10 protein-coding genes are annotated in these 19,233 nt (G+C 60.9%); 9 read left to right on the top strand and 1 reads right to left on the bottom strand.

The window, feature by feature from the left end:
• The first annotated feature begins 102 nt into the window (after window positions 1–102).
• From ACRC4F_RS15460 to ACRC4F_RS15430, 7 genes are all read left to right on the top strand, one after another.
• Window positions 103–1,890, top strand: coding sequence for a type I secretion system permease/ATPase (locus tag ACRC4F_RS15460; protein ID WP_438660098.1), 1,788 nt, complete (start codon window positions 103–105; stop codon window positions 1,888–1,890).
• Window positions 1,887–3,236 (top strand): HlyD family type I secretion periplasmic adaptor subunit, encoded by a 1,350-nt coding sequence (locus ACRC4F_RS15455; protein ID WP_438660097.1) that lies wholly within the window; start codon window positions 1,887–1,889, stop codon window positions 3,234–3,236. The genes ACRC4F_RS15460 and ACRC4F_RS15455 overlap by 4 nt, the downstream gene beginning before the upstream one ends.
• Before the next feature lie 2 nt (window positions 3,237–3,238).
• Window positions 3,239–4,606, top strand: a complete 1,368-nt coding sequence (locus ACRC4F_RS15450; RefSeq protein WP_438660096.1) for a TolC family outer membrane protein — start codon at window positions 3,239–3,241, stop codon at window positions 4,604–4,606.
• A 218-nt stretch (window positions 4,607–4,824) separates the two neighbouring features.
• Window positions 4,825–7,782 (top strand): autotransporter serine peptidase EprS, encoded by a 2,958-nt coding sequence (eprS, locus tag ACRC4F_RS15445; protein ID WP_438660140.1) that lies wholly within the window; start codon window positions 4,825–4,827, stop codon window positions 7,780–7,782.
• Window positions 7,783–7,982: 200 nt separating this feature from the next.
• Window positions 7,983–11,054 carry an autotransporter domain-containing protein gene (locus ACRC4F_RS15440; protein WP_438660095.1) on the top strand — a complete coding sequence of 1,024 codons (3,072 nt, stop codon included), beginning with the start codon at window positions 7,983–7,985 and terminating at the stop codon, window positions 11,052–11,054.
• 24 nt (window positions 11,055–11,078) lie between these two features.
• Complete coding sequence (locus ACRC4F_RS15435; RefSeq protein WP_438660094.1) at window positions 11,079–12,767, top strand: polyurethane esterase; 1,689 nt, start codon at window positions 11,079–11,081, stop codon at window positions 12,765–12,767.
• A 96-nt stretch (window positions 12,768–12,863) separates the two neighbouring features.
• Complete coding sequence (locus tag ACRC4F_RS15430; protein WP_438660093.1) at window positions 12,864–14,717, top strand: polyurethane esterase; 1,854 nt, start codon at window positions 12,864–12,866, stop codon at window positions 14,715–14,717.
• 133 nt (window positions 14,718–14,850) lie between these two features.
• Here the strand turns inward: ACRC4F_RS15430 and ACRC4F_RS15425 are convergent, their stop codons facing one another.
• Window positions 14,851–15,075, bottom strand: a complete 225-nt coding sequence (locus ACRC4F_RS15425; RefSeq protein WP_438660092.1) for a YgdI/YgdR family lipoprotein — start codon at window positions 15,073–15,075, stop codon at window positions 14,851–14,853.
• A gap of 186 nt (window positions 15,076–15,261) precedes the next feature.
• Between ACRC4F_RS15425 and ACRC4F_RS15420 the strand changes: the two genes are divergently transcribed.
• Together ACRC4F_RS15420 and ACRC4F_RS15415 are read left to right on the top strand one after the other, a co-directional pair.
• Window positions 15,262–16,914, top strand: coding sequence for a VRR-NUC domain-containing protein (locus ACRC4F_RS15420; protein ID WP_438660091.1), 1,653 nt, complete (start codon window positions 15,262–15,264; stop codon window positions 16,912–16,914).
• Complete coding sequence (locus ACRC4F_RS15415) at window positions 16,911–19,190, top strand: ATP-dependent DNA helicase (RefSeq protein WP_438660090.1); 2,280 nt, start codon at window positions 16,911–16,913, stop codon at window positions 19,188–19,190. Before ACRC4F_RS15420 ends, ACRC4F_RS15415 begins: the two co-directional genes overlap by 4 nt.
• The last annotated feature ends 43 nt before the right edge of the window (window positions 19,191–19,233 follow it).

Below are 19,233 nucleotides of genomic sequence, written 5' to 3'. Positions count from 1 at the left end.
CATTTGTAAGCGTTAATGGACAAAGAATGTCTCGACCCGTGTGCGGACAGTTAATTGAACCTCGCCAAAACAGGGCGAGGAATATCATCTCAGGAAAAATCAATGAAGATGGCGAAGCCCCCAGCCACCGCACCGTTATTCAAGGCACTGGGCGACTATAAAAGCATCCTGATCAGCGTCGGCTGTTTCACCGCGTTAATTAACGTATTGATGCTGGTTCCGTCGATTTACATGCTCCAGGTCTATGACCGTGTGCTGTCTTCGCAAAACGAAACCACCCTGGCCATGCTGTCGCTGATGGTGGTTGGATTTTTCGCGTTCATCGGTTTGCTCGAGATCGTGCGCAGCTTCATCGTCATCCGCATCGGCAGCCAACTGGAGCGCCGTTTCAACCTGCGGGTCTATCAAGCCGCGTTCGAGCGCAACCTGCTCAAGGGTGAGGGTAACGCGGGGCAGTCCCTTGGGGACTTGACCCACATTCGCCAATTCGTCACCGGTCCCGCGCTGTTCGCGTTCTTCGACGCGCCGTGGTTCCCGGTCTACCTCTTTGTGATCTACCTGTTCAACGTCTGGCTCGGTGTGTTCGCGACCGTGGGTGCGCTTGTGCTGATCGGCCTCGCTTGCCTCAACGAGGCGATGACCAAAAAGCCCTTGGGCGAAGCCGCCGGGTTTTCCCAGAAGTCCAGCCAACTGGCCACCAGTCACCTGCACAACGCCGAAACCATTCAGGCGATGGGCATGCTCGGTGTGTTGCGCAAGCGCTGGTTCCAGGTGCATTCGCGATTCCTCGGCCTGCAGAATCAGGCCAGCGACACCGGCGCCATCATCAGTTCCCTGAGCAAGACCTTGCGTCTGTGCCTGCAATCGCTGGTTCTGGGCCTGGGCGCGTTGCTGGTGATCAAGGGTGACATGACTGCCGGGATGATGATTGCCGGTTCCATTCTCATGGGCCGCGTGCTGAGCCCCATCGATCAACTGATCGCGGTCTGGAAACAGTGGAGCGGCGCCAAGCTCGCGTACCGTCGTCTTGATTCGCTGCTGCAAGCCTTTCCACCGAGTGACGAGCCCATGGCGCTGCCAGCGCCGAAAGGTCAGATCACCTTCGAACAAGTCAGCGCCGGCCCACCGGGGCAACGCGCGGCGACCCTGCACATGGTCAATTTCAGCCTGGGTGCCGGTGAGGTATTGGGCGTGCTCGGCGCCTCCGGCTCCGGCAAATCGACGCTGGCCCGGGTGCTGGTCGGCGTCTGGCCAACCCTCGGCGGCACCGTGCGGCTCGACGGCGCGGACATTCATCGCTGGAACCGCGACGACCTCGGTCCGTACATCGGCTACTTGCCGCAGGACATCGAATTGTTCAGCGGCAGCATCGCCGAAAACATCGCCCGTTTCCGCGAGTCGGATCCACAAAAAGTGGTTGAAGCCGCGCAACAGGCGGGCGTCCATGAATTGATCCTGCGCATGCCGCAGGGCTACGACACGGTGCTCGGCGAGGACGGCAGCGGCTTGTCCGGCGGCCAGAAACAACGGGTGGCATTGGCCCGTGCGCTGTACGGCAAGCCAAGCCTGGTGGTGCTGGATGAACCCAATTCCAACCTCGACACCGTAGGCGAAGCGGCACTGGCCGGCGCCATCGCGCAGATGAAAGCCCAGGGCACCAGCGTGATTCTGGTGACTCATCGTTCTTCCGCATTGGCCCAGGCCGACAAACTGCTGGTGCTCAACGAAGGTCGTTTGCAGGCTTTCGGCCCCAGCCAGGAAGTGCTCAAGGCGCTTGCCGGTAATCAGTCAGGCGCCCAGCCACAGCAACGTGAAAATACCCCGCAAACACCGGGCGGGCTCAGCATGAGTCGCCAGTATCAGCCCACGACAAGGAATTCGGGTGTATGAGCAGCGCTCGCATGAACACTGAAAACGAAGCGACGATGGAACACGATTACGTCGCCGAACGCCCCGAGCGCGATGCGCGTTTCTTTTCCCGCATGGGCTGGATCCTGGCGATCGTCGGCGCCGGCAGTTTCTTCACCTGGGCCAGCCTTGCGCCGCTCGACCAAGGCATTCCGGTGCAAGGCACGGTCGTGGTGTCCGGCAAGCGTAAAGCCGTGCAATCGATGAGCAACGGCGTGGTCAGCCGGATTCTGGTGCGCGAAGGTCAAGTGGTGAAACAGGGCCAGCCGCTGTTCCAGCTCGACCAGACCCAGGTCGCGGCCGACGTGCAATCGTTGCAAGCGCAATACCGCATGGCCTGGGCCAGCCTGGCGCGTTGGCAGAGCGAGCGGGACAACCTCAAGCAGGTGAATTTCCCGGCTGAACTGAGCAACGATCCCGACCCACGCCTGGCCTTGGTGCTGGAAGGCCAGCGGCAATTGTTCAGCAGCCGCCGCGAAGCGTTTTCCCGCGAGCAGGCAGCCCTGCGCGCCAGCATCGAAGGCGCCAGTGCGCAACTGGCGGGCATGCGCCGCGCGCGGACGGACCTGACGGCTCAGTCCAGCTCCTTGCAACAACAACTGAGCAATCTGCAGCCGCTGGCGGACAACGGCTATATCCCTCGCAACCGCTTGATGGAGTACCAGCGGCAACTGTCGCAGGTGCAGCAGCAACTGGCGGAAAACAGCGGCGAAAGCGGCCGGGTCGAACAGGGCATTCTCGAGTCGCGCCTGAAGCTGCAACAGCACATCGAGGAATACCAGAAGGAGGTCCGCACGCAACTGGCCGACGCGCAACTCAAAAGCGTGACGCTGGAAGAGCAACTGACTTCCGCCGGATTCGACCTGCAACACAGCGAAATTATCGCCACCGCCGACGGCATTGCGGTAAACCTCGGGGTTCACACGGAAGGTGCGGTGGTCCGTCAGGGCGAAACCTTGCTGGAGATCGTGCCTCAAGGCACTCGCCTGGAGGTGGAAGGGCACCTGCCGATCAACCTGATCGACAAGGTCGGGACTCACTTGCCGGTGGACATCCTGTTCACCGCGTTCAACCAGAGCCGTACACCCCGGGTGCCGGGCGAAGTCAGCCTGATCTCCGCCGACCAGATGGTCGACGAAAAAACCGGCGCGCCGTACTACGTGCTGCGCAGCAGCGTCAGCGATCAGGCCATGGAAAAACTCCATGGCCTGGTGATCAAGCCCGGCATGCCGGCGGAAATGTTCGTGCGTACCGGTGAACGTTCACTCCTCAACTATCTGTTCAAACCGCTGCTCGACCGGGCAGGCTCCGCGTTGACCGAGGAATAAGGATGTTCGGCTGTATGAATAAGCTTTCAATGCTCGCGGCAACCCTGGCGCTGCTGACGTGCAACAGTGCGATGGCCACCATGGGGCCGTTCGAGATCTACGAGCAAGCGTTGCGCAATGACCCGGTGTTCCTTGGCGCAATGAAGGAACGCGATGCCGGTCTTGAAAACCGCATCATTGGCCGTGCCGGGCTGTTGCCCAGGATTGGTTACAACTACAACAAGGGCCGCAATACCTCCAAGGTCACCCAAATCAATGAAGGGCGGCCGGACTTCACGGAGGACCGCAACTACAGCAGTTACGGCTCGACCCTGACCCTGCAGCAACCGTTGCTCGATTACGAAGCCTACGCGGCGTATCGCAAAGGTGTGGCGCAATCGTTGTTTGCTGACGAAGCCTTCCGCGGCAAGAGCCAGGAGTTGCTGGTCCGCGTGCTGGAAAACTACACCAAGGCGTTGTTTGCCCAGGATCAGATCGACATCGCGCTGGCCAAGAAGAAAGCCTTCGAACAGCAGTTCCAGCAGAACGAGCAGATGTTCCGCCAGGGGGAGGGCACGCGCACCGATATTCTTGAGGCCGAGTCCCGTTACGAACTGGCCACCGCTGAGGAAATCGAGGCGCGCAACGAGCAGGATGCGTCCTTGCGCGAACTGGGTGCACTGATTGGTGTGCCGGCCGTCGACATCACGGACCTGGCGCCGCTGGACCAGAATTTTCAGACCTTTAGCTTGCAGCCGGCCAACTACGAGACCTGGCACGAGATGGCCGTGGCCAACAACCCGAACCTGGCCTCGCAGCGCCAGGCCGTGGAAGTAGCGCGTTATGAAGTCGAACGCAATCGCGCCGGGCACCTGCCGAAAGTCAGTGCGTACGCCTCGGTGCGCCAGAACGAATCGGAAAGCGGCAACACCTACAACCAGCGCTACGACACCAACACCGTCGGCATTGAAGTCAGCGTGCCGCTGTATGCCGGCGGCGGGGTTTCGGCATCGACGCGTCAGGCCAGCCGCACCATGGAACAGGCCGAGTACGAACTGGATGGCAAGACCCGGGAAACCCTGATCGAGCTGCGTCGACAGTTCAGTGCCTGCCTGTCAGGAGTGAACAAACTGCGGGCCTATCAGAAAGCCCTGAAGTCGGCCGAAGCGCTGGTGGTCTCGACCAGACAAAGCATTCTGGGCGGTGAGCGCGTCAACCTGGATGCACTGAACGCCGAACAACAACTATTTACCACCCGCCGGGATTTGGCGCAGGCAAGGTATGACTACTTGATGGCGTGGACCAAGTTGCATTACTACGCCGGAACCTTGAGCGAGCAGGATCTGGCCAAGGTGGACGAAGCGTTCGGCCAGGGCCCAAGGACCCAATGATTTCCTGACGCCCCCCTGTGGCGAGGGAGCGTGCTCCCGCTGGGCCGGTCCGCGTTCGGGCGAAGCGGCCCTTGACGGCGGTTGCTGCGCAACCGAACGGGAGCGAGCTCCATCGCCACGGGAACAGTGACAACCTGAAGAAGACAACACACGAACACAGCCCCTTGGAAGGGGCAACCAGAATTCTAAAAACGCCAAAAAAGCGAGAAGTGATGAACATGGACGTACAGATCAAGCCGATGTCGGTCGGCACGCTGTTGCTCTGGATTTCAGTAGCGCCCGGCTCGGCCCAGGCGTTTTATCAGGAAACCGGCACCTGGGGTGATGCCGCCAGTTGGCGTACCGCAGAATTCCAGCGTGACTGGGGATTGGCCCGCATGCAGGCCGACCAAGCCTACGCCGCCGGCATCACCGGCAAAGGCGTGAAAATCGGCGAGCTCGATTCAGGCTTCGATGCGTCTCACCCTGAATTCGCCACCGACCGTTACCACGCGGTGCTCGCCAGCGGCAGTTACGTCGACGGCTCGCTGTTCAATGTCGATGGCAAACTCAACGCCAACAACGACTCCCACGGCACCCATGTCGCCGGCACGATCGGTGCGTCCCGCGATGGCACCGGCATGCACGGCGTGGCGTACAACGCGCAGGTCTATGTCGGCAACACCAACAAGAACGACAGCTTTCTGTTCGGTCCCAATCCTGATCCGCGCTACTTCAAAGCGGTCTACAACGCGTTGGCCGACGCTGGCGTGCGGGCGATCAATAACAGTTGGGGCAGCCAGCCACCGGACGTCAGCTATCGCACCCTCGACGATCTGCACGCCGCTTACGCGCAGCACTGGAACAAAGGTACCTGGATCGATGCGGCGGCTGACGTTTCCCGGCGCGGCGTAATCAACGTGTTCAGCGCCGGCAACAGCGGCTACCCCAACGCCAGCGTGCGTTCGGCGCTGCCGTATTTCCAGCCGGACCTCGAAGGTCACTGGCTGGCGGTGTCGGGGCTGGATCAAGGCAACCAGCAGAAGTACAACCAGTGCGGCATCGCCAGGTACTGGTGCATCACCACGCCCGGCGCGAGGATCGACAGCACCATTCCCGACGGCGGTTATGCGATCAAGTCCGGCACCTCCATGTCCGCGCCACATGCCACCGGTGCCCTGGCACTGGTGATGGAACGCTATCCCTACATGACTAACCAGCAGGCGCTCGAAACGCTGCTGACCACCGCCACCCAACTCGACGGCTCTGTCACTCAGGCGCCCAATACCCGCGTTGGCTGGGGCGTCGCCAACCTTGAACGAGCGATGCGCGGGCCGGGGCAATTGCTCGGGCGCTTCGACGCCAATCTGGGGGCTGGGCAGAGCGATGTCTGGAGCAATGACATCACGGACAACGCTCTGATCCAGCGCCAGAGCGAAGACGCCGCCGAACGCAGTGCCTGGCAGCAGACCTTGAGCACCAAAGGTTGGCAATACGGTGTGCCAACCGGCGCGAGTCAGCAGGATCAGACGGATTACGCGGTCGGCATGGCTCGGGATTCAGCTGCTGCCGACCGGGTCTACGAAGGCAGCCTGATCAAGTCCGGGGCCGGACGCTTGATGCTGACCGGTGACAATAGCTATCGCGGGCCGACCACGGTCAATGGCGGTTTGCTCTCGGTCAACGGTTCGCTGGCATCCAGTGTGACCGTCAATGACAGCGGCACGCTGGGCGGGTCGGGTCGAGTCGACGCACTCACGGCCAATCGCGGTGCGACCGTCGCGCCAGGCAATTCCATCGGCACCTTGCAGGTCGCCGGCGACGTGACGTTTGCCCCCGGTTCGACCTACGCGGTGGAGCTGTCGCCGACCGACAGCGACCGCATCGTCGCGGGCGGTACGGCCACGGTCAGCGGCGCGACGGTCAGCCTGTCGCTGGAAAACAGCCCGGCCTTGCTCAGCACTCAACAAGTGCAAAGCCTGCTCGGTCATCAATACAACATCCTGCAAGCGGCCGGCGGTATTCAAGGTCAATTCGGCGCGGTGCTGCCCAATTATCTGTTCATTGGCGGCAGCCTCGATTACGCCGCCACCGGCATTCAACTGAGCGTGGAGCGCAACGATACGACGTTCGCCAGCGTCGGCCAGACGCCGAACCAGCGTGCCGTCGCGTCCGCCGTGGAAGGGCTCGGAGCGGGTAATCCGGTTTATGAAAGTCTGCTGCTGTCGCCCACCGCAACATCCGCACAGCAAGCATTCCAGCAGTTGTCGGGGGAAATCTATCCGGCGCTGGGCTCGGTACTGATCAATGACAGTCGTTACCTGCGTGACGCAGTCGGCGAGCGCCTGGTTGACGCCAAAGCCGCTCAAAGCAATGGCTGGATCAAAGCGCTGGGCGCCTGGGGCAAGACTGATGACCGCCATGACACCGCCGGTTACACCACCTCGATTGGCGGCTTGCTCGCCGGTGTCGATGGCGCAATTGATGAGCAAACCCGGATCGGTCTGGTCACCGGCTACAGCGACAGTTCGGTGAGCATGGGCTCGGGCACTCATTCATCGGCCAAGGTCGACAGTTATCACCTGGGCGCTTATGCCGGCCGCGAGCTGGGGGCCTGGCGCCTGAGTGCCGGCGGTGCTTACAGCTGGCATCGCGCCGACGTCAAACGTGACCTGCAATACGGCGACGTCAGCGCCAAACAGAAATCCAAGGTCGATGCCGGCTCCACCCAGGTGTTCGGCGAAGCGGCGTATCGCCTGAACCTACAACCGCTGGCGCTCGAACCCTTCGCCAACCTGGCCTACGTGCACCTCGACACCGAAGGTTTCACTGAGAAAGGTGATGGTGCCGCACTGAAAAGCAGTGGCGACACGCGGGATGCAGTGCTCAGCACCTTGGGCGTGCGCGCGTTGAAAACCGTGAACCTGTCCGGTCAGCAGCAGCTTGAGCTGGGAGGGAGTCTCGGCTGGCAGCACAACCTGAGCAATACCGATGCCGAAGAGCACCTGGCATTTGCCAGCGGCAGCACCGCGTTCTCGGTAGAGGGTTCGCCAATGGTGCGTGATGCGGCGCTGGTGGGCGCCCATGCCAGCCTGGCCTTGAGCCGGGATGTTCGCGTGAACCTCGATTACACCGGCCAACTGGCCAGCCGCGAAAAAAGCCATGGCGTAGGGCTGAGCCTCAATTGGCAGTTTTAAAAACACAAACAACGGACGTGGCAAATAACAAATGTGGCGAGGGAGCTTGCTCCCGTTGGGTGGCGAAGCCGCCCCAAAACAGGCAGCGGTAATTTTACAGACAAAACGCACCAGCCGATTTTGCGACTGCTGCGCAGCCGAGCGGGAGCAAGCTCCCTCGCCACAGGGATTTTGGCAATACAACTAAGGATGGTCGCTGGATGAATGTTAAAAACAACAACCTATTCGCCTTGAAAGCACTCAACCGCGCCCTGCTTTGCGCACTGGCCTCAGTAGGCACCGCACACGCGGCACCCTACGTGGAAAACGGTCGAGCAGGCGATCCCAACAGCTGGCGCAGCGCTGAATTCAACGCCGACTGGGGCCTTGGCGCCATCAACGCGCAGGACGCCTACGCCGCCGGTTACACCGGCAAAGGCGTGAAACTGGGCATCTTCGATCAACCGGTGTACGCCCAGCATCCGGAGTTTTCCGGTGCCAACAAAGTGATCACCCTGGTCACCCGCGGCATCCGCGAATACACCGACCCGTACATCCCGGTCAAAGCCGGCGATGCGTTTCTGTACGATGGTTCACCCTCGGTCGGTTCCGACGGCAAGCTCGGTTCCCACGGCACTCACGTCGGCGGCATAGCGGCGGGCAGCCGTGACGGCAACCCGATGCACGGCGTGGCGTACAACGCGCAAATCATCAGCGCCGACAACGGCGACCCGGGCCCTGAAGACGGCATCATCCTCGGCAACGATGGCGCGGTGTATAAGGCCGGTTGGGATGCGTTGATCGCCAGCGGTGCACGGATCATCAACAACAGTTGGGGCATCGGCATCACCGATCGCTTCGACCTGGGCGGGCGCGACCCGGCGTATCCGCATTTCACCGTGCAGGACGCACGACTGCAGTTCAATCAGATCCAGCCCATCCTCGGCACACGCCAGGGCGGCGCCTATGACGGTGCCATCGCGGCGGCGCGCAGCGGCATCGTGACGATCTTCGCCGCCGGCAACGACTACAACCTGAACAACCCGGACGCCATCGCCGGCCTGGGCTATTTCGTCCCGGAAATCGCACCGAACTGGATGACCGTCGCGGCCTTGCAGAAGAACCCGGACCTCAACAGTCCAGACCTCTACAACATCAGCACCTTCTCGTCGCGCTGCGGCTACACCGCGAGTTTTTGCGTGTCCGCACCGGGCAGCAAGATTTTCAGTGCGGTGATCGGCGGCACCAATGCCGATAACATGACCGTCGGCTATGCCAACAAAAACGGCACCTCAATGGCTGCGCCGCACGTCGCGGGCGCGGTGGCAGTACTGATGGAGCGCTTTCCATACATGACCGGCACGCAGGTCGCCAGCGTACTGCGCACCACAGCCACCGACATGGGCGCACCGGGTGTCGACGCGTTGTACGGCTGGGGCATGATCAACCTGCGCAAAGGCATCGATGGCCCGGCGATGTTCGTCACTGAGCAAGACATTCCCGAAGAGTTCCGCATCCAGGGCGCCTACGGTTCCAGCCAGTTTGTCGCGGACTTGCCGGGCATCGGCGCGATTATCGATGCGGGCAAACCGACCGAACGCGTGTGCAACGACGTGCATTGCGGACTCGATGTCTGGCGCAACGACATTTCCGGCCATGGCGGCCTGACCAAGCAAGGCATCGGCACGCTGGTGCTGACCGGCGCCAACACCTACGCCGGCCCGACGCTGGTCAATCAGGGTCGATTGGCCATCAACGGCTCGCTGCTCTCGGCGGTCACCGTCAATGAAAGCGGGATTCTCGGCGGTAACGGCCGCATCAGTGCGCTGACTGCTAAAAGCGGTGGCACCGTGGCGCCCGGTAACTCCATCGGCACTTTGCAGGTTGCAGGCGACGTGGTCTTCGAACCCGGCTCGACTTACGCCGTGGAACTGTCGCCCACCAGCAGCGACCAAATCATCGCGGGTGGTAAAGCCGTGATCGACGGCGCGACCGTCAGCCTGTCACTGGAAAACAGCCCGACCTTGCTGACCACCCGCGAAGTGCAATCGCTGCTTGGCACTCAATACAACATTTTGCAAGCGGCCGGCGGCATCGAAGGGCGGTTTGGCGCAGTCCTGCCGAACTACCTGTTCATCGGCGGCGCGCTCGACTACTCGGCCACTGGCATCCAACTGGCGGTCGAGCGCAACGCAGCGTCCTTCGCCAGCGTCGGCCAAACCCCGAACCAACGCGCTGTCGCCGCCGCCGCCGAGCAACTGGGCGCGGGCAATCCGCTCTATGAAACCCTGCTGCTGTCGCCGACCGCCGCCGTCGCGCAACAAGCCTTCCAGCAACTGTCCGGTGAGATTCATCCGGCGATCGGCACGTTGCTGATCAACGACAGCCGTTATCTGCGCGATGCCGTCGGCGAACGCCTGCGTGAGCGTGACCTGTTCGATGCTGCGGCACCGACCGATGACCGCAGCAACGCCTGGGTCAAAGTCCTCGGCGCCTGGGGCAAGAGCGATGGCGGGCATGACAACGCCAGTTCCAACAGCTCCATCGGCGGCTTGCTGGCCGGTGTCGACGGTCTGATCACTGAAGATACGCGGCTGGGTTTCGTCACCGGTTATAGCGACAGTTCGTTGAGCATGGGCGATGGCACGCATTCATCAGCCTCCGTCGACAGCTACCACTTGGGCGCCTACCTGGGCCATGAAATCGATGCACTGCGCTTGAGCGTCGGCGGCGCTTACAGCTGGCATCGCATCGACGTGAAGCGTGACCTGCAGTTCGGGGACGTCAGCGGCAAACAGAAATCCAAACGCGATGCGACCACTGCGCAACTGTTCACCGAAGCCGCGTATCGCCTGGACCTGCAACCACTGGCACTGGAACCGTTCGCCAACCTGGCTTACGTGCACCTCAACAGTGACAGCTTCACCGAGAAGGGTGATGCCGCAGCGCTCAAGGGTGGTGAAGACAACCGTGACGCCGTGCTCTCGACCCTCGGTGTGCGGGCGAGCAAAGCCATTGCGCTGTCGGACAAACAGCAGCTGGAACTGTCCGGCACTCTGGGCTGGCAGCACAACCTGAGCAACACCCGTTCCGAAGATCACCTGGCCTTCGTGAACGGCAACACCGGGTTCAGCGTGCAGAGCGTGTCACTGGATCGAAACGCCGCCGTTGTCGGGGCGCGGGCCGGTCTGGCGGTGGCGCGGGATGTGCGGGTGAGCCTGGATTACAACGGACTGCTGGGCTCCAACGAGAAAGACCACGGTGTCGGCCTGACACTCGACTGGCAGTTCTGATTTCACGCAAAGGAAGCACACAACATGGGTCTGTTTGATTACAAAAATGCTGACGGCAAGGCGTTGTACAGCGACGCCATCGCGCTGACGCTGTATGCGTACACGCCCACCGGTCAGCCGTTGCCGGCCACCGCTTGGGCGCCGATTGGCGCTACGCAATTAGGTTACCAAGGCAACGTCGGTATTCAGGGCACCTTCTTTGGCGAGAAGGATGGCTTCACCAGCGCTGAAGCCGAGGTACTTGGCAAGTACGACACGGCGGGCAAGCTGATCGGTATAGGTATTGCTTTTCGTGGCACCGGCGGCCTGGGGTACAGCGACACCTTCGGTGACATGAAGAACAACTTGCTGGCTGCCGTCGGCCCGGTGGATTACGCGACGAGCTATGCGAAAAATGCCTTCGACAACTTGCTCAAGGACGTTGCCGCGTTTGCGATTGCCCATGGCCTGAGCGCCAAAGATGTGATGGTCAGCGGCCATAGCCTGGGCGGGCTGGGGGTCAACAGCCTCGCCGAACTGAGCGGCACGAACTGGGGCGGCTTTTTCAAGGACGCCAACTACATCGCGTTTGCCTCACCGACCCAGAGCGCCACCGGCAACAACGTGTTGAACATCGGCTACGAGAACGACCCGGTATTCCGGGTACTCGACGGCACCACGTTCAGCAGCGGTTCCCTGGGCAAGCACGACGGTCATCAGGATTCGGCGACCAACAATATCGTCAACTTCAATGACCAGTACGCGTCCACCGCGCAGAACCTGGTGCCGTTCAGCATCCTCAATCCGCTGAACTGGTCGGCCCACGGCTCGTTGGGTTACGCCGACGGTTTGAACCGGGTGATCGACTCGCGCTTCTACGACCTCACCGACAAGGACTCGACGCTCATCGTGTCCAACCTGGCGGAATCGTCCCGGGGCTCCACTTGGGTCGAGGACCTGGGTCGCAGCGGCGAACCCCACACCGGCAGCACCTTCATCATTGGCACCGACAGCAACGACCTGCTCAAGGGCGGTGCCGGCAATGACTTCATCGAAGGCCGCGACGGCGACGACCGGTTCCGCGATGACGGTGGCTACAACATTCTGCTGGGCGGCAAGGGCAGCAACACTTTCGAGTTGCAGAAGCCGTTGCAGAACTTCAGCTTCGCCAATGATGGCGACGGCACGCTGTACGTGCGTGATGCCTACGGCGGCATCAGTATGACCCGCGACATCGGCGCGCTGGTCAGCAAGGAGTCGGGGTCATGGTGGGGTAGCAAGGAGGTGACTTACAGCGTCACCGCCAACGGTTTGCTCAACGGCAGTGAACTGACCCACTACAACCACTCGCTCAACGGTGACGCCTACGGCAACACACTGGCGGCCAGCGTCGACGGCGACTGGTTGTTCGGCAATGCCGGTGACGACCTGCTGCGCAGCGACAAAAGCCAGGTGACCTTCGTCGGTGGCGCGGGCAACGACGTGATGCACGCGTCGGGTGGCAACAACACCTTCCTGTTCAGCGGCGCGTTCGGCTTCGACGCGATCAATGGCTACCAGGGCAACGACAAACTGGTATTCCTCGGCGTTCAGGGCGCGGGGCAGGGTTACGACTACAAGCAACACGCTTCGCAGTCGGGCCATGACACGGTGCTGAAGGTCGGCGATTTTGCCGTGACCCTGGTGGGAGTGGGACTGGACAGCCTGTCGGCTTCAGGCATTACGTTTGCGTAAAGGCTGCATGCACTAAATGCTCCGGGGCGCCTCGGGAGCGAGGCGTCCTGGCTGTGAGCTATCTCTGACAATTCCAACAAAAGAGAGGCAATACCAATGGGTGTGTATGACTACAAGAACTTCGGCACAGCCGATTCCAAAGCGTTGTTGACCGACGCGATGGCAATCACGCTGTATTCCTATCACAACCTCGACAATGGCTTTGCCACCGGTTACCAGCACAACGGCTTCGGCCTGGGCTTGCCGGCGACCCTGGTCACTGCGCTGCTGGGTGGCACTGATTCCCAAGGGGTAATCCCCGGCATTCCGTGGAACCCCGATTCGGAAAAAGCCGCACTGGAGGCCGTGCAAAAGGCCGGCTGGACGCCCATCACCGCCTCGCAACTGGGCTATGACGGCAAGGTCGATGCTCGCGGAACGTTCTTCGGCGAGAAGGCCGGGTACACCAGCGCGCAAGTCGAAATCCTCGGCAAGTACGATGCTCAGGGACACCTCACCGAAATCGGTATCGCCTTTCGCGGCACCAGCGGCCCGCGGGAAACCTTGATCAGCGATTCCATCGGCGACGTGATCAACGATCTGCTGGCGGCGCTCGGACCCAAGGATTATGCGAAAAACTATGTAGGCGAAGCCTTCGGCAATCTGCTCGGCGACGTCATGGCGTTTGCCCAGGCCAATGGCCTGACGGGCAAGGATGTGCTTGTCAGCGGGCATAGTCTCGGCGGACTGGCCGTCAACAGCCTGGCAGACTTGAGCGCGGACAAATGGTCTGGGTTCTATAAGGATTCGAACTACATCGCCTACGCATCCCCGACCCAAAGCAGCACCGATAAAGTGCTCAACGTCGGCTATGAAAACGACCCGGTGTTTCGTGCCCTCGACGGTTCATCCTTCAACCTGTCGTCGGTGGGCGTGCACGATGCCGCCAAGGCTTCGGCGACCGATAACATCGTCAGTTTCAACGACCACTACGCCTCGACGGCGTGGAATGTGCTGCCGTTCTCCATCCTCAATATCCCGACCTGGATCTCGCACTTGCCGACTGCCTATGGCGACGGCATGAACCGGGTGATTGAATCGAAGTTCTACGACCTCACCAGCAAGGATTCAACGATCATCGTCGCCAATCTCTCGGACCCGGCGCGTGCCAACACCTGGGTTCAGGACTTGAATCGCAACGCTGAAACCCACAAGGGCAGCACGTTCATCATCGGCAGCGATGGCAACGACCTGATTCAGGGTGGCAAGGGCAACGACTACCTGGAAGGGCGTGACGGCAACGACACTTTCCGCGACGGTGGCGGCTACAACATCCTGTTGGGTGGCAAGGGCAGCAACGTGCTGGACTTGCAGCAGTCGGTGAAAGGTTTCGACTTTGCCAATGACGGCGCCGGAAGCCTCTACATCCGCGATGCCAACGGCGGCATCAGCATCACCCGCGATATCGGCAGCATCGTCACCAAGGAACCGGGGTTCCTGTGGGGGCTGTTCAAGGATGACGTGACGCACAGCGTGACGGCCAATGGTCTTGCGGTCGGCAACAACCTGACCACGTACGAATCGTCGGTGAAGGGCAGCGCGGGGGCCGATACGCTCAAGGCGCAGGCAACGGGCGATTGGTTGTTCGGACTGGACGGCAACGATCATTTGATCGGCGGCAAGGGCAACGACGTGTTTGTGGGCGGGGCGGGGAATGACCTGATGGAATCGGGGGGCGGGGTTGATACGTTTTTGTTCAACGGTGCGTTTGGTCAGGACCGGGTAGTGGGGTATCAGGCGTACGACAAGCTGGTATTTCTTGGGGTTCAGGGTGTCGCGCCGAGTGATGATTATCGGGCTCATGCCACGGCGGTGGGGCAGGATACGGTGCTGACGTTTGGCGCGGATTCGGTGACGTTGGTAGGGGTTGGACTGGAGAGCTTGTCTGGCTCCGGGATCGTAATCGCCTGACGTTGATGTGGCGCCGGTAAGGGCCTCATCGTCGGAACGCCGCCCGGAGCAGGCTCGCTCCCACATTGGATCTTCAGCGTTTGCAAAATCCTTGTAGGAGCGAGCCTGCTCGCGATGAACGATAACGCGGGCCTCAGTCTTCCTCGCGAACCGTGGCCACGTCGTTGGCGTTGACCTTCACTTTCGCGCCAGAAATATCCTCAAACTCGTAAAACCCGTCCTTGGTCTTGGTTTTCGGCATGTCCTTGGTCAAATACTGGGTGCCGTTCTGCAACGTCACGACCGTTGCGGTCGAGCAACCCGCCAGCGCCAGGAAGGCTGCCGCTGCCAAGGGCAAACCCAGAGTCTTGATATTCATACTCACCTCTCGAATGTTAAAAAAAGACGCTATGCCGGTTGGTGCCATGGATCGGCAGAAAGTTCGATGGTTACCTGAAAATAGCCAAATAGCGCCGCCGCTTATCCTTTTCCGTTTGCACCGGGGACGCCGTAGCTGGTATCTGTACGCATAACCAGTACTCGCTCGCCATGGCCCTATTTTCCTGTGACCGTAAATCCTCTCGACGACCCGTTCTATTACTTGAATAACTTCATGCAAGTGCTTGATTGGCTTGAGCATCGCTATGCCGATGTACTTAGCGTCGAGGAGCAGGCCTTCATTCGCGATTTCAGATGGCAACCCCGCGAGTCCCGGGCGCTGCTGGTCAGGATGGTGATGCGCAAGGGCGTGCATTTCAGGGCTGGAAAATTGAGTTACGTCGAGATCGGCGACATCACCCGCGCTGCCGAGCCGTTGCTGGAAGCGGGCTGGATCTCCGAACAGTCGCCGCTGCAAATCGAAGAACTGTTCGACGTGCTGCTCAAGGCCGAGATTCTTCAGTGCTTCGGTGCTGCCATCGAGCAACCCAAAGGCAAAAAGACCGAATGGCTGGCGTCCCTGAGCGAGCAGTTCTGCGAAGCGCAAAGCTTCGCGCGATGGTGCCCACACCTGAACGACCGGCTGTTCACGCTGACCATCATGGACCTGTGTGACCGCTTGCGCCTGATGTTCTTCGGCAACCTTTATCAGGACTGGTCGGAGTTCGTGCTGGCCGACCTCGGCATCTTTACCTATGAGAAAGTCGAGTTCTGCGCCGAATCCCGGGGCCTGCGTTGCCGTGAAGACGTGGAGGCCTGCCTGTTCCTGCACCACTGCCAGCAACGCTTCGAAGCCGGCGAGGCGATCGAGACTGTTGTCGAGCAGATCAACGAGCTGCAACTCGACAACCCGTGGCTGCAACGTCGTCGCGGCAAGCTGTTGTTCCAGATCGGTCAGCACTGCGAACGCATGGCGGATTTCTCAACGGCGCTGACTATTTACCGCGATTGCGCCTACCCCGGCGCACGCGTACGCCTTATTCGTGTACTGGAACGCTGTGGTGAATATCAGTTGGCCCTGCACCTGGCCACGCACGCGGAACAAATGCCGGAAAGTGCTACCGAGCATCAGCATGTGCTGCGCGTACTACCCAGGCTGCGGCGCAAACTGGGCGGGCCTGCGATGAAGCGGCCATCCCCCCGGGAAATGCTGCGCCTGGACCTGCAATTGCCCAGGACCGATCTGGCGTTATCCGTCGAATTTCACGTTCAGGCGCACCTGGCGGAGGATTCGGCGCCGGTGCATTACGTCGAGAACAGCCTGATCAACTCGCTGTTCGGCCTGCTGTGCTGGCCTGCGATCTTTGCGCCGTTGCCGGGGGCGTTTTTTCACCCGTTCCAGCGCGGGCCAGTGGACCTGCTCAACGAGGACTTCCATGCGCGTCGGGCGGATCTGTTTCAGGCGTGTCTCGCCGAACTCGATGACGGCCGCTACCTCCAGACCATCCGTGAACGTTACGTCGCCAAATGGGGCGTGCAATCACCCTTCGTATTTTGGGGCGCGCTGAGCGAAGCACTGCTGGACCAGGCCCTCGACTGCCTGCCCGCCGAACACCTCAAGCAATGGTTCAACCGTCTGCTGCTGGACATCAAGGCCAACCGTGCCGGTATGCCGGACCTGATCCAGTTCTGGCCGCAGCACAAGACCTACCGCATGATCGAAGTCAAAGGCCCCGGCGATCGCTTGCAAGACAACCAATTGCGCTGGCTGGAGTTCTGTCACGAACATCAGATGCCGATCGCCGTCTGCTACGTGCAATGGGCGGAGCAGAGCGCTTGAGCTACAGCATTGCGGTGCGAGCGCTGTGTGAATTCACTGCCAAGGTCGGCGACCTCGACCTGCGGTTTACCCCGTCGCCGACCGCACTGGAAGGCATCGTCGGGCATCGCACCGTTGCCTCGCGCCGAAGTGAGGGTTATCAAAGCGAAGTCGCTCTTGAAGGCCTGTTCAAAACCTTGAAGGTAAAGGGTAGGGCGGACGGCTACGACCCGGCGCAAAACTGCCTGGAAGAGGTCAAGACCTATCGCGGCGATCTGAGCAAGCAACCGGCCAACCACCGACAACTGCACTGGGCACAGGCGAAGGTCTACGGTTGGCTGATGTGTCAGAAGCTGGAACTGGCGCAGATCAATCTGGCGCTGGTGTACTTCGATATCGTCAGCGAAAAGGAGACCTGCCTGGTCGAGGCCTTCAACGCCGGGGAGTTGCAACAGTTCTTCGAGCATCATTGCGGGCTGTTCCTGCAATGGGCCGAGCAGGAAATGGCCCATCGCGAATTGCGCAATCGCGCGGCGCAGCAGTTGGCATTTCCCCATGTCGACTTTCGTCCGGGGCAACGGCACCTGGCGGAATCGGTGTTCAAGGCGGTCAGTACCGGTCGTTGCCTGATGGCCCAGGCGCCGACCGGCATCGGCAAAACCGTGGGCACGCTGTTTCCGATGCTCAAGGCCCTGGCACCGCAGCAACTGGACAAGGTGTTCTTTCTTACGGCGAAAACCCCGGGGCGCAAACTCGCACTGGACGCCGCGCAAGTGATCCTGGATAGCGCCGATGCGCCGCCGCTGCGGGTGTTGGAGATGATCGCCCGGGACAAAGCCTGCGAGCACCCGGACAAAGCCTGTCACGGCGAATCCTGCCCGTTGGCCCAGGGTTTTTATGACCGTTTGCCGGCCGCCCGCCAGGCCGCCAGTGAGCTGAGCCTGCTGAACCAGAATGCATTGCGCGAAGTGGCATTGGCGCATGAGGTTTGCCCCTATTACCTGAGCCAGGAAATGGCCCGTTGGGCTGACGTGGTGGTCGCCGACTACAACTACTACTTCGATTTCAGTGCGCTGCTGTTCGGGTTGGCTCAGGCCAATAACTGGAAAGTCGCGGTGTTGGTGGATGAGGCGCACAACCTGGTGGAACGCGGCCGGCAGATGTACAGCGCCACGCTCGATCAGGCGACCCTCAACGGGGTGCGAAAAACCGCACCGGACGCGCTGAAAAAACCGTTGCAGCGGGTCAATCGGGAGTGGAATGCCCTGCACAATCTGCAATTGGCCCCGTATCAGGCCTACGACAAGGCACCGGAAAAACTCCTCCAGGCCCTGTCTTCGTGCAGCGCGAGCATCGGCGATTACCTCAACGACCATCCCCAGGGCCTGGACAGCGCCTTGCAGGGCTTTTACTTCGACATGCTGCAGTTTTGCCGCGTGGCTGAGCTCTTCGATGAGCAGTTCCTGTTCGACATCAGCAAGCGCGACCTCGAGCGCAAACAAAACCTGTCGCAACTGTGCCTGCGCAACGTGGTGCCGGCCGGGTTCATCCGCCCGCGCCTGACCGCTGCGCGCAGCACGGTGCTGTTTTCTGCGACGCTGAGTCCGCGGCATTACTACGCGGACCTGCTGGGTACGCCGCCGGACACGGTGTGCATCGATGTGGAATCACCTTTTCATGCCGACCAGCTGAAAGTGCATATCGTCAGCCAGATATCGACCCGGTTCGTGCATCGCCAAGCGTCCCTCGAACCGATTGTCGAACTGATCGCCCGGCAATTCAGCCAGCGCCCCGGCAACTACCTGGCGTTTTTCAGCAGCTTCGATTACTTGCAGCAAGTGGCGCAGTTACTGGCTGAACGCCACCCACAGATCACACTGTGGTCGCAGTCCCGGGGAATGGCGGAAGGGCAACGCCAGGCCTTTCTCGATCAGTTCACCGCACACAGCCAGGGCGTCGGGTTCGCGGTGCTGGGCGGCGCGTTCGGCGAAGGCATCGACTTGCCAGGCGCACGCCTGATTGGCGCGTTCATTGCCACTCTGGGGCTGGCGCAACTCAACCCGGTCAACGAACAGATGAAGCATCGCATGGCAGCGATTTTCGGCGCCGGTTATGACTACACCTACCTGTATCCCGGCGTGCAAAAAGTGGTGCAGGCGGCAGGGCGGGTGATCCGCACTCAGCAGGATCAAGGGGTGGTGATGTTGATTGATGACCGGTTCGGCGACAGCAAAGTCAAACAATTGCTGCCGCGTTGGTGGTCGGTTGAGCCGTCGCATTTTTACTCTGATGCGTAGGATCCTTTACCTTTTAAAACAGTGACATATCTCGAAAGAAACG

This window comes from Pseudomonas sp. (genome assembly GCF_051660785.1).
Taxonomy (GTDB): Bacteria; Pseudomonadota; Gammaproteobacteria; order Pseudomonadales; family Pseudomonadaceae; genus Aquipseudomonas.
The sequence above is the reverse complement of the archived record's forward strand: the minus strand, read 5'-3'. Positions and strand labels throughout refer to the sequence as shown.

Excerpts from the sequence above, each read along its gene's own strand:
- ACRC4F_RS15460 (WP_438660098.1), top strand. The coding sequence starts at position 103 with ATGAAGATGGCGAAGCCCCCAGCCACCGCACCGTTATTCAAGGCACTG.
- ACRC4F_RS15455 (WP_438660097.1), top strand. The coding sequence starts at position 1,887 with ATGAGCAGCGCTCGCATGAACACTGAAAACGAAGCGACGATGGAACAC.
- ACRC4F_RS15450 (WP_438660096.1), top strand. The coding sequence starts at position 3,239 with ATGTTCGGCTGTATGAATAAGCTTTCAATGCTCGCGGCAACCCTGGCG.
- eprS (WP_438660140.1), top strand. The coding sequence starts at position 4,825 with ATGGACGTACAGATCAAGCCGATGTCGGTCGGCACGCTGTTGCTCTGG.
- ACRC4F_RS15440 (WP_438660095.1), top strand. The coding sequence starts at position 7,983 with ATGAATGTTAAAAACAACAACCTATTCGCCTTGAAAGCACTCAACCGC.
- ACRC4F_RS15435 (WP_438660094.1), top strand. The coding sequence starts at position 11,079 with ATGGGTCTGTTTGATTACAAAAATGCTGACGGCAAGGCGTTGTACAGC.
- ACRC4F_RS15430 (WP_438660093.1), top strand. The coding sequence starts at position 12,864 with ATGGGTGTGTATGACTACAAGAACTTCGGCACAGCCGATTCCAAAGCG.
- ACRC4F_RS15425 (WP_438660092.1), bottom strand. The coding sequence starts at position 15,075 with ATGAATATCAAGACTCTGGGTTTGCCCTTGGCAGCGGCAGCCTTCCTG.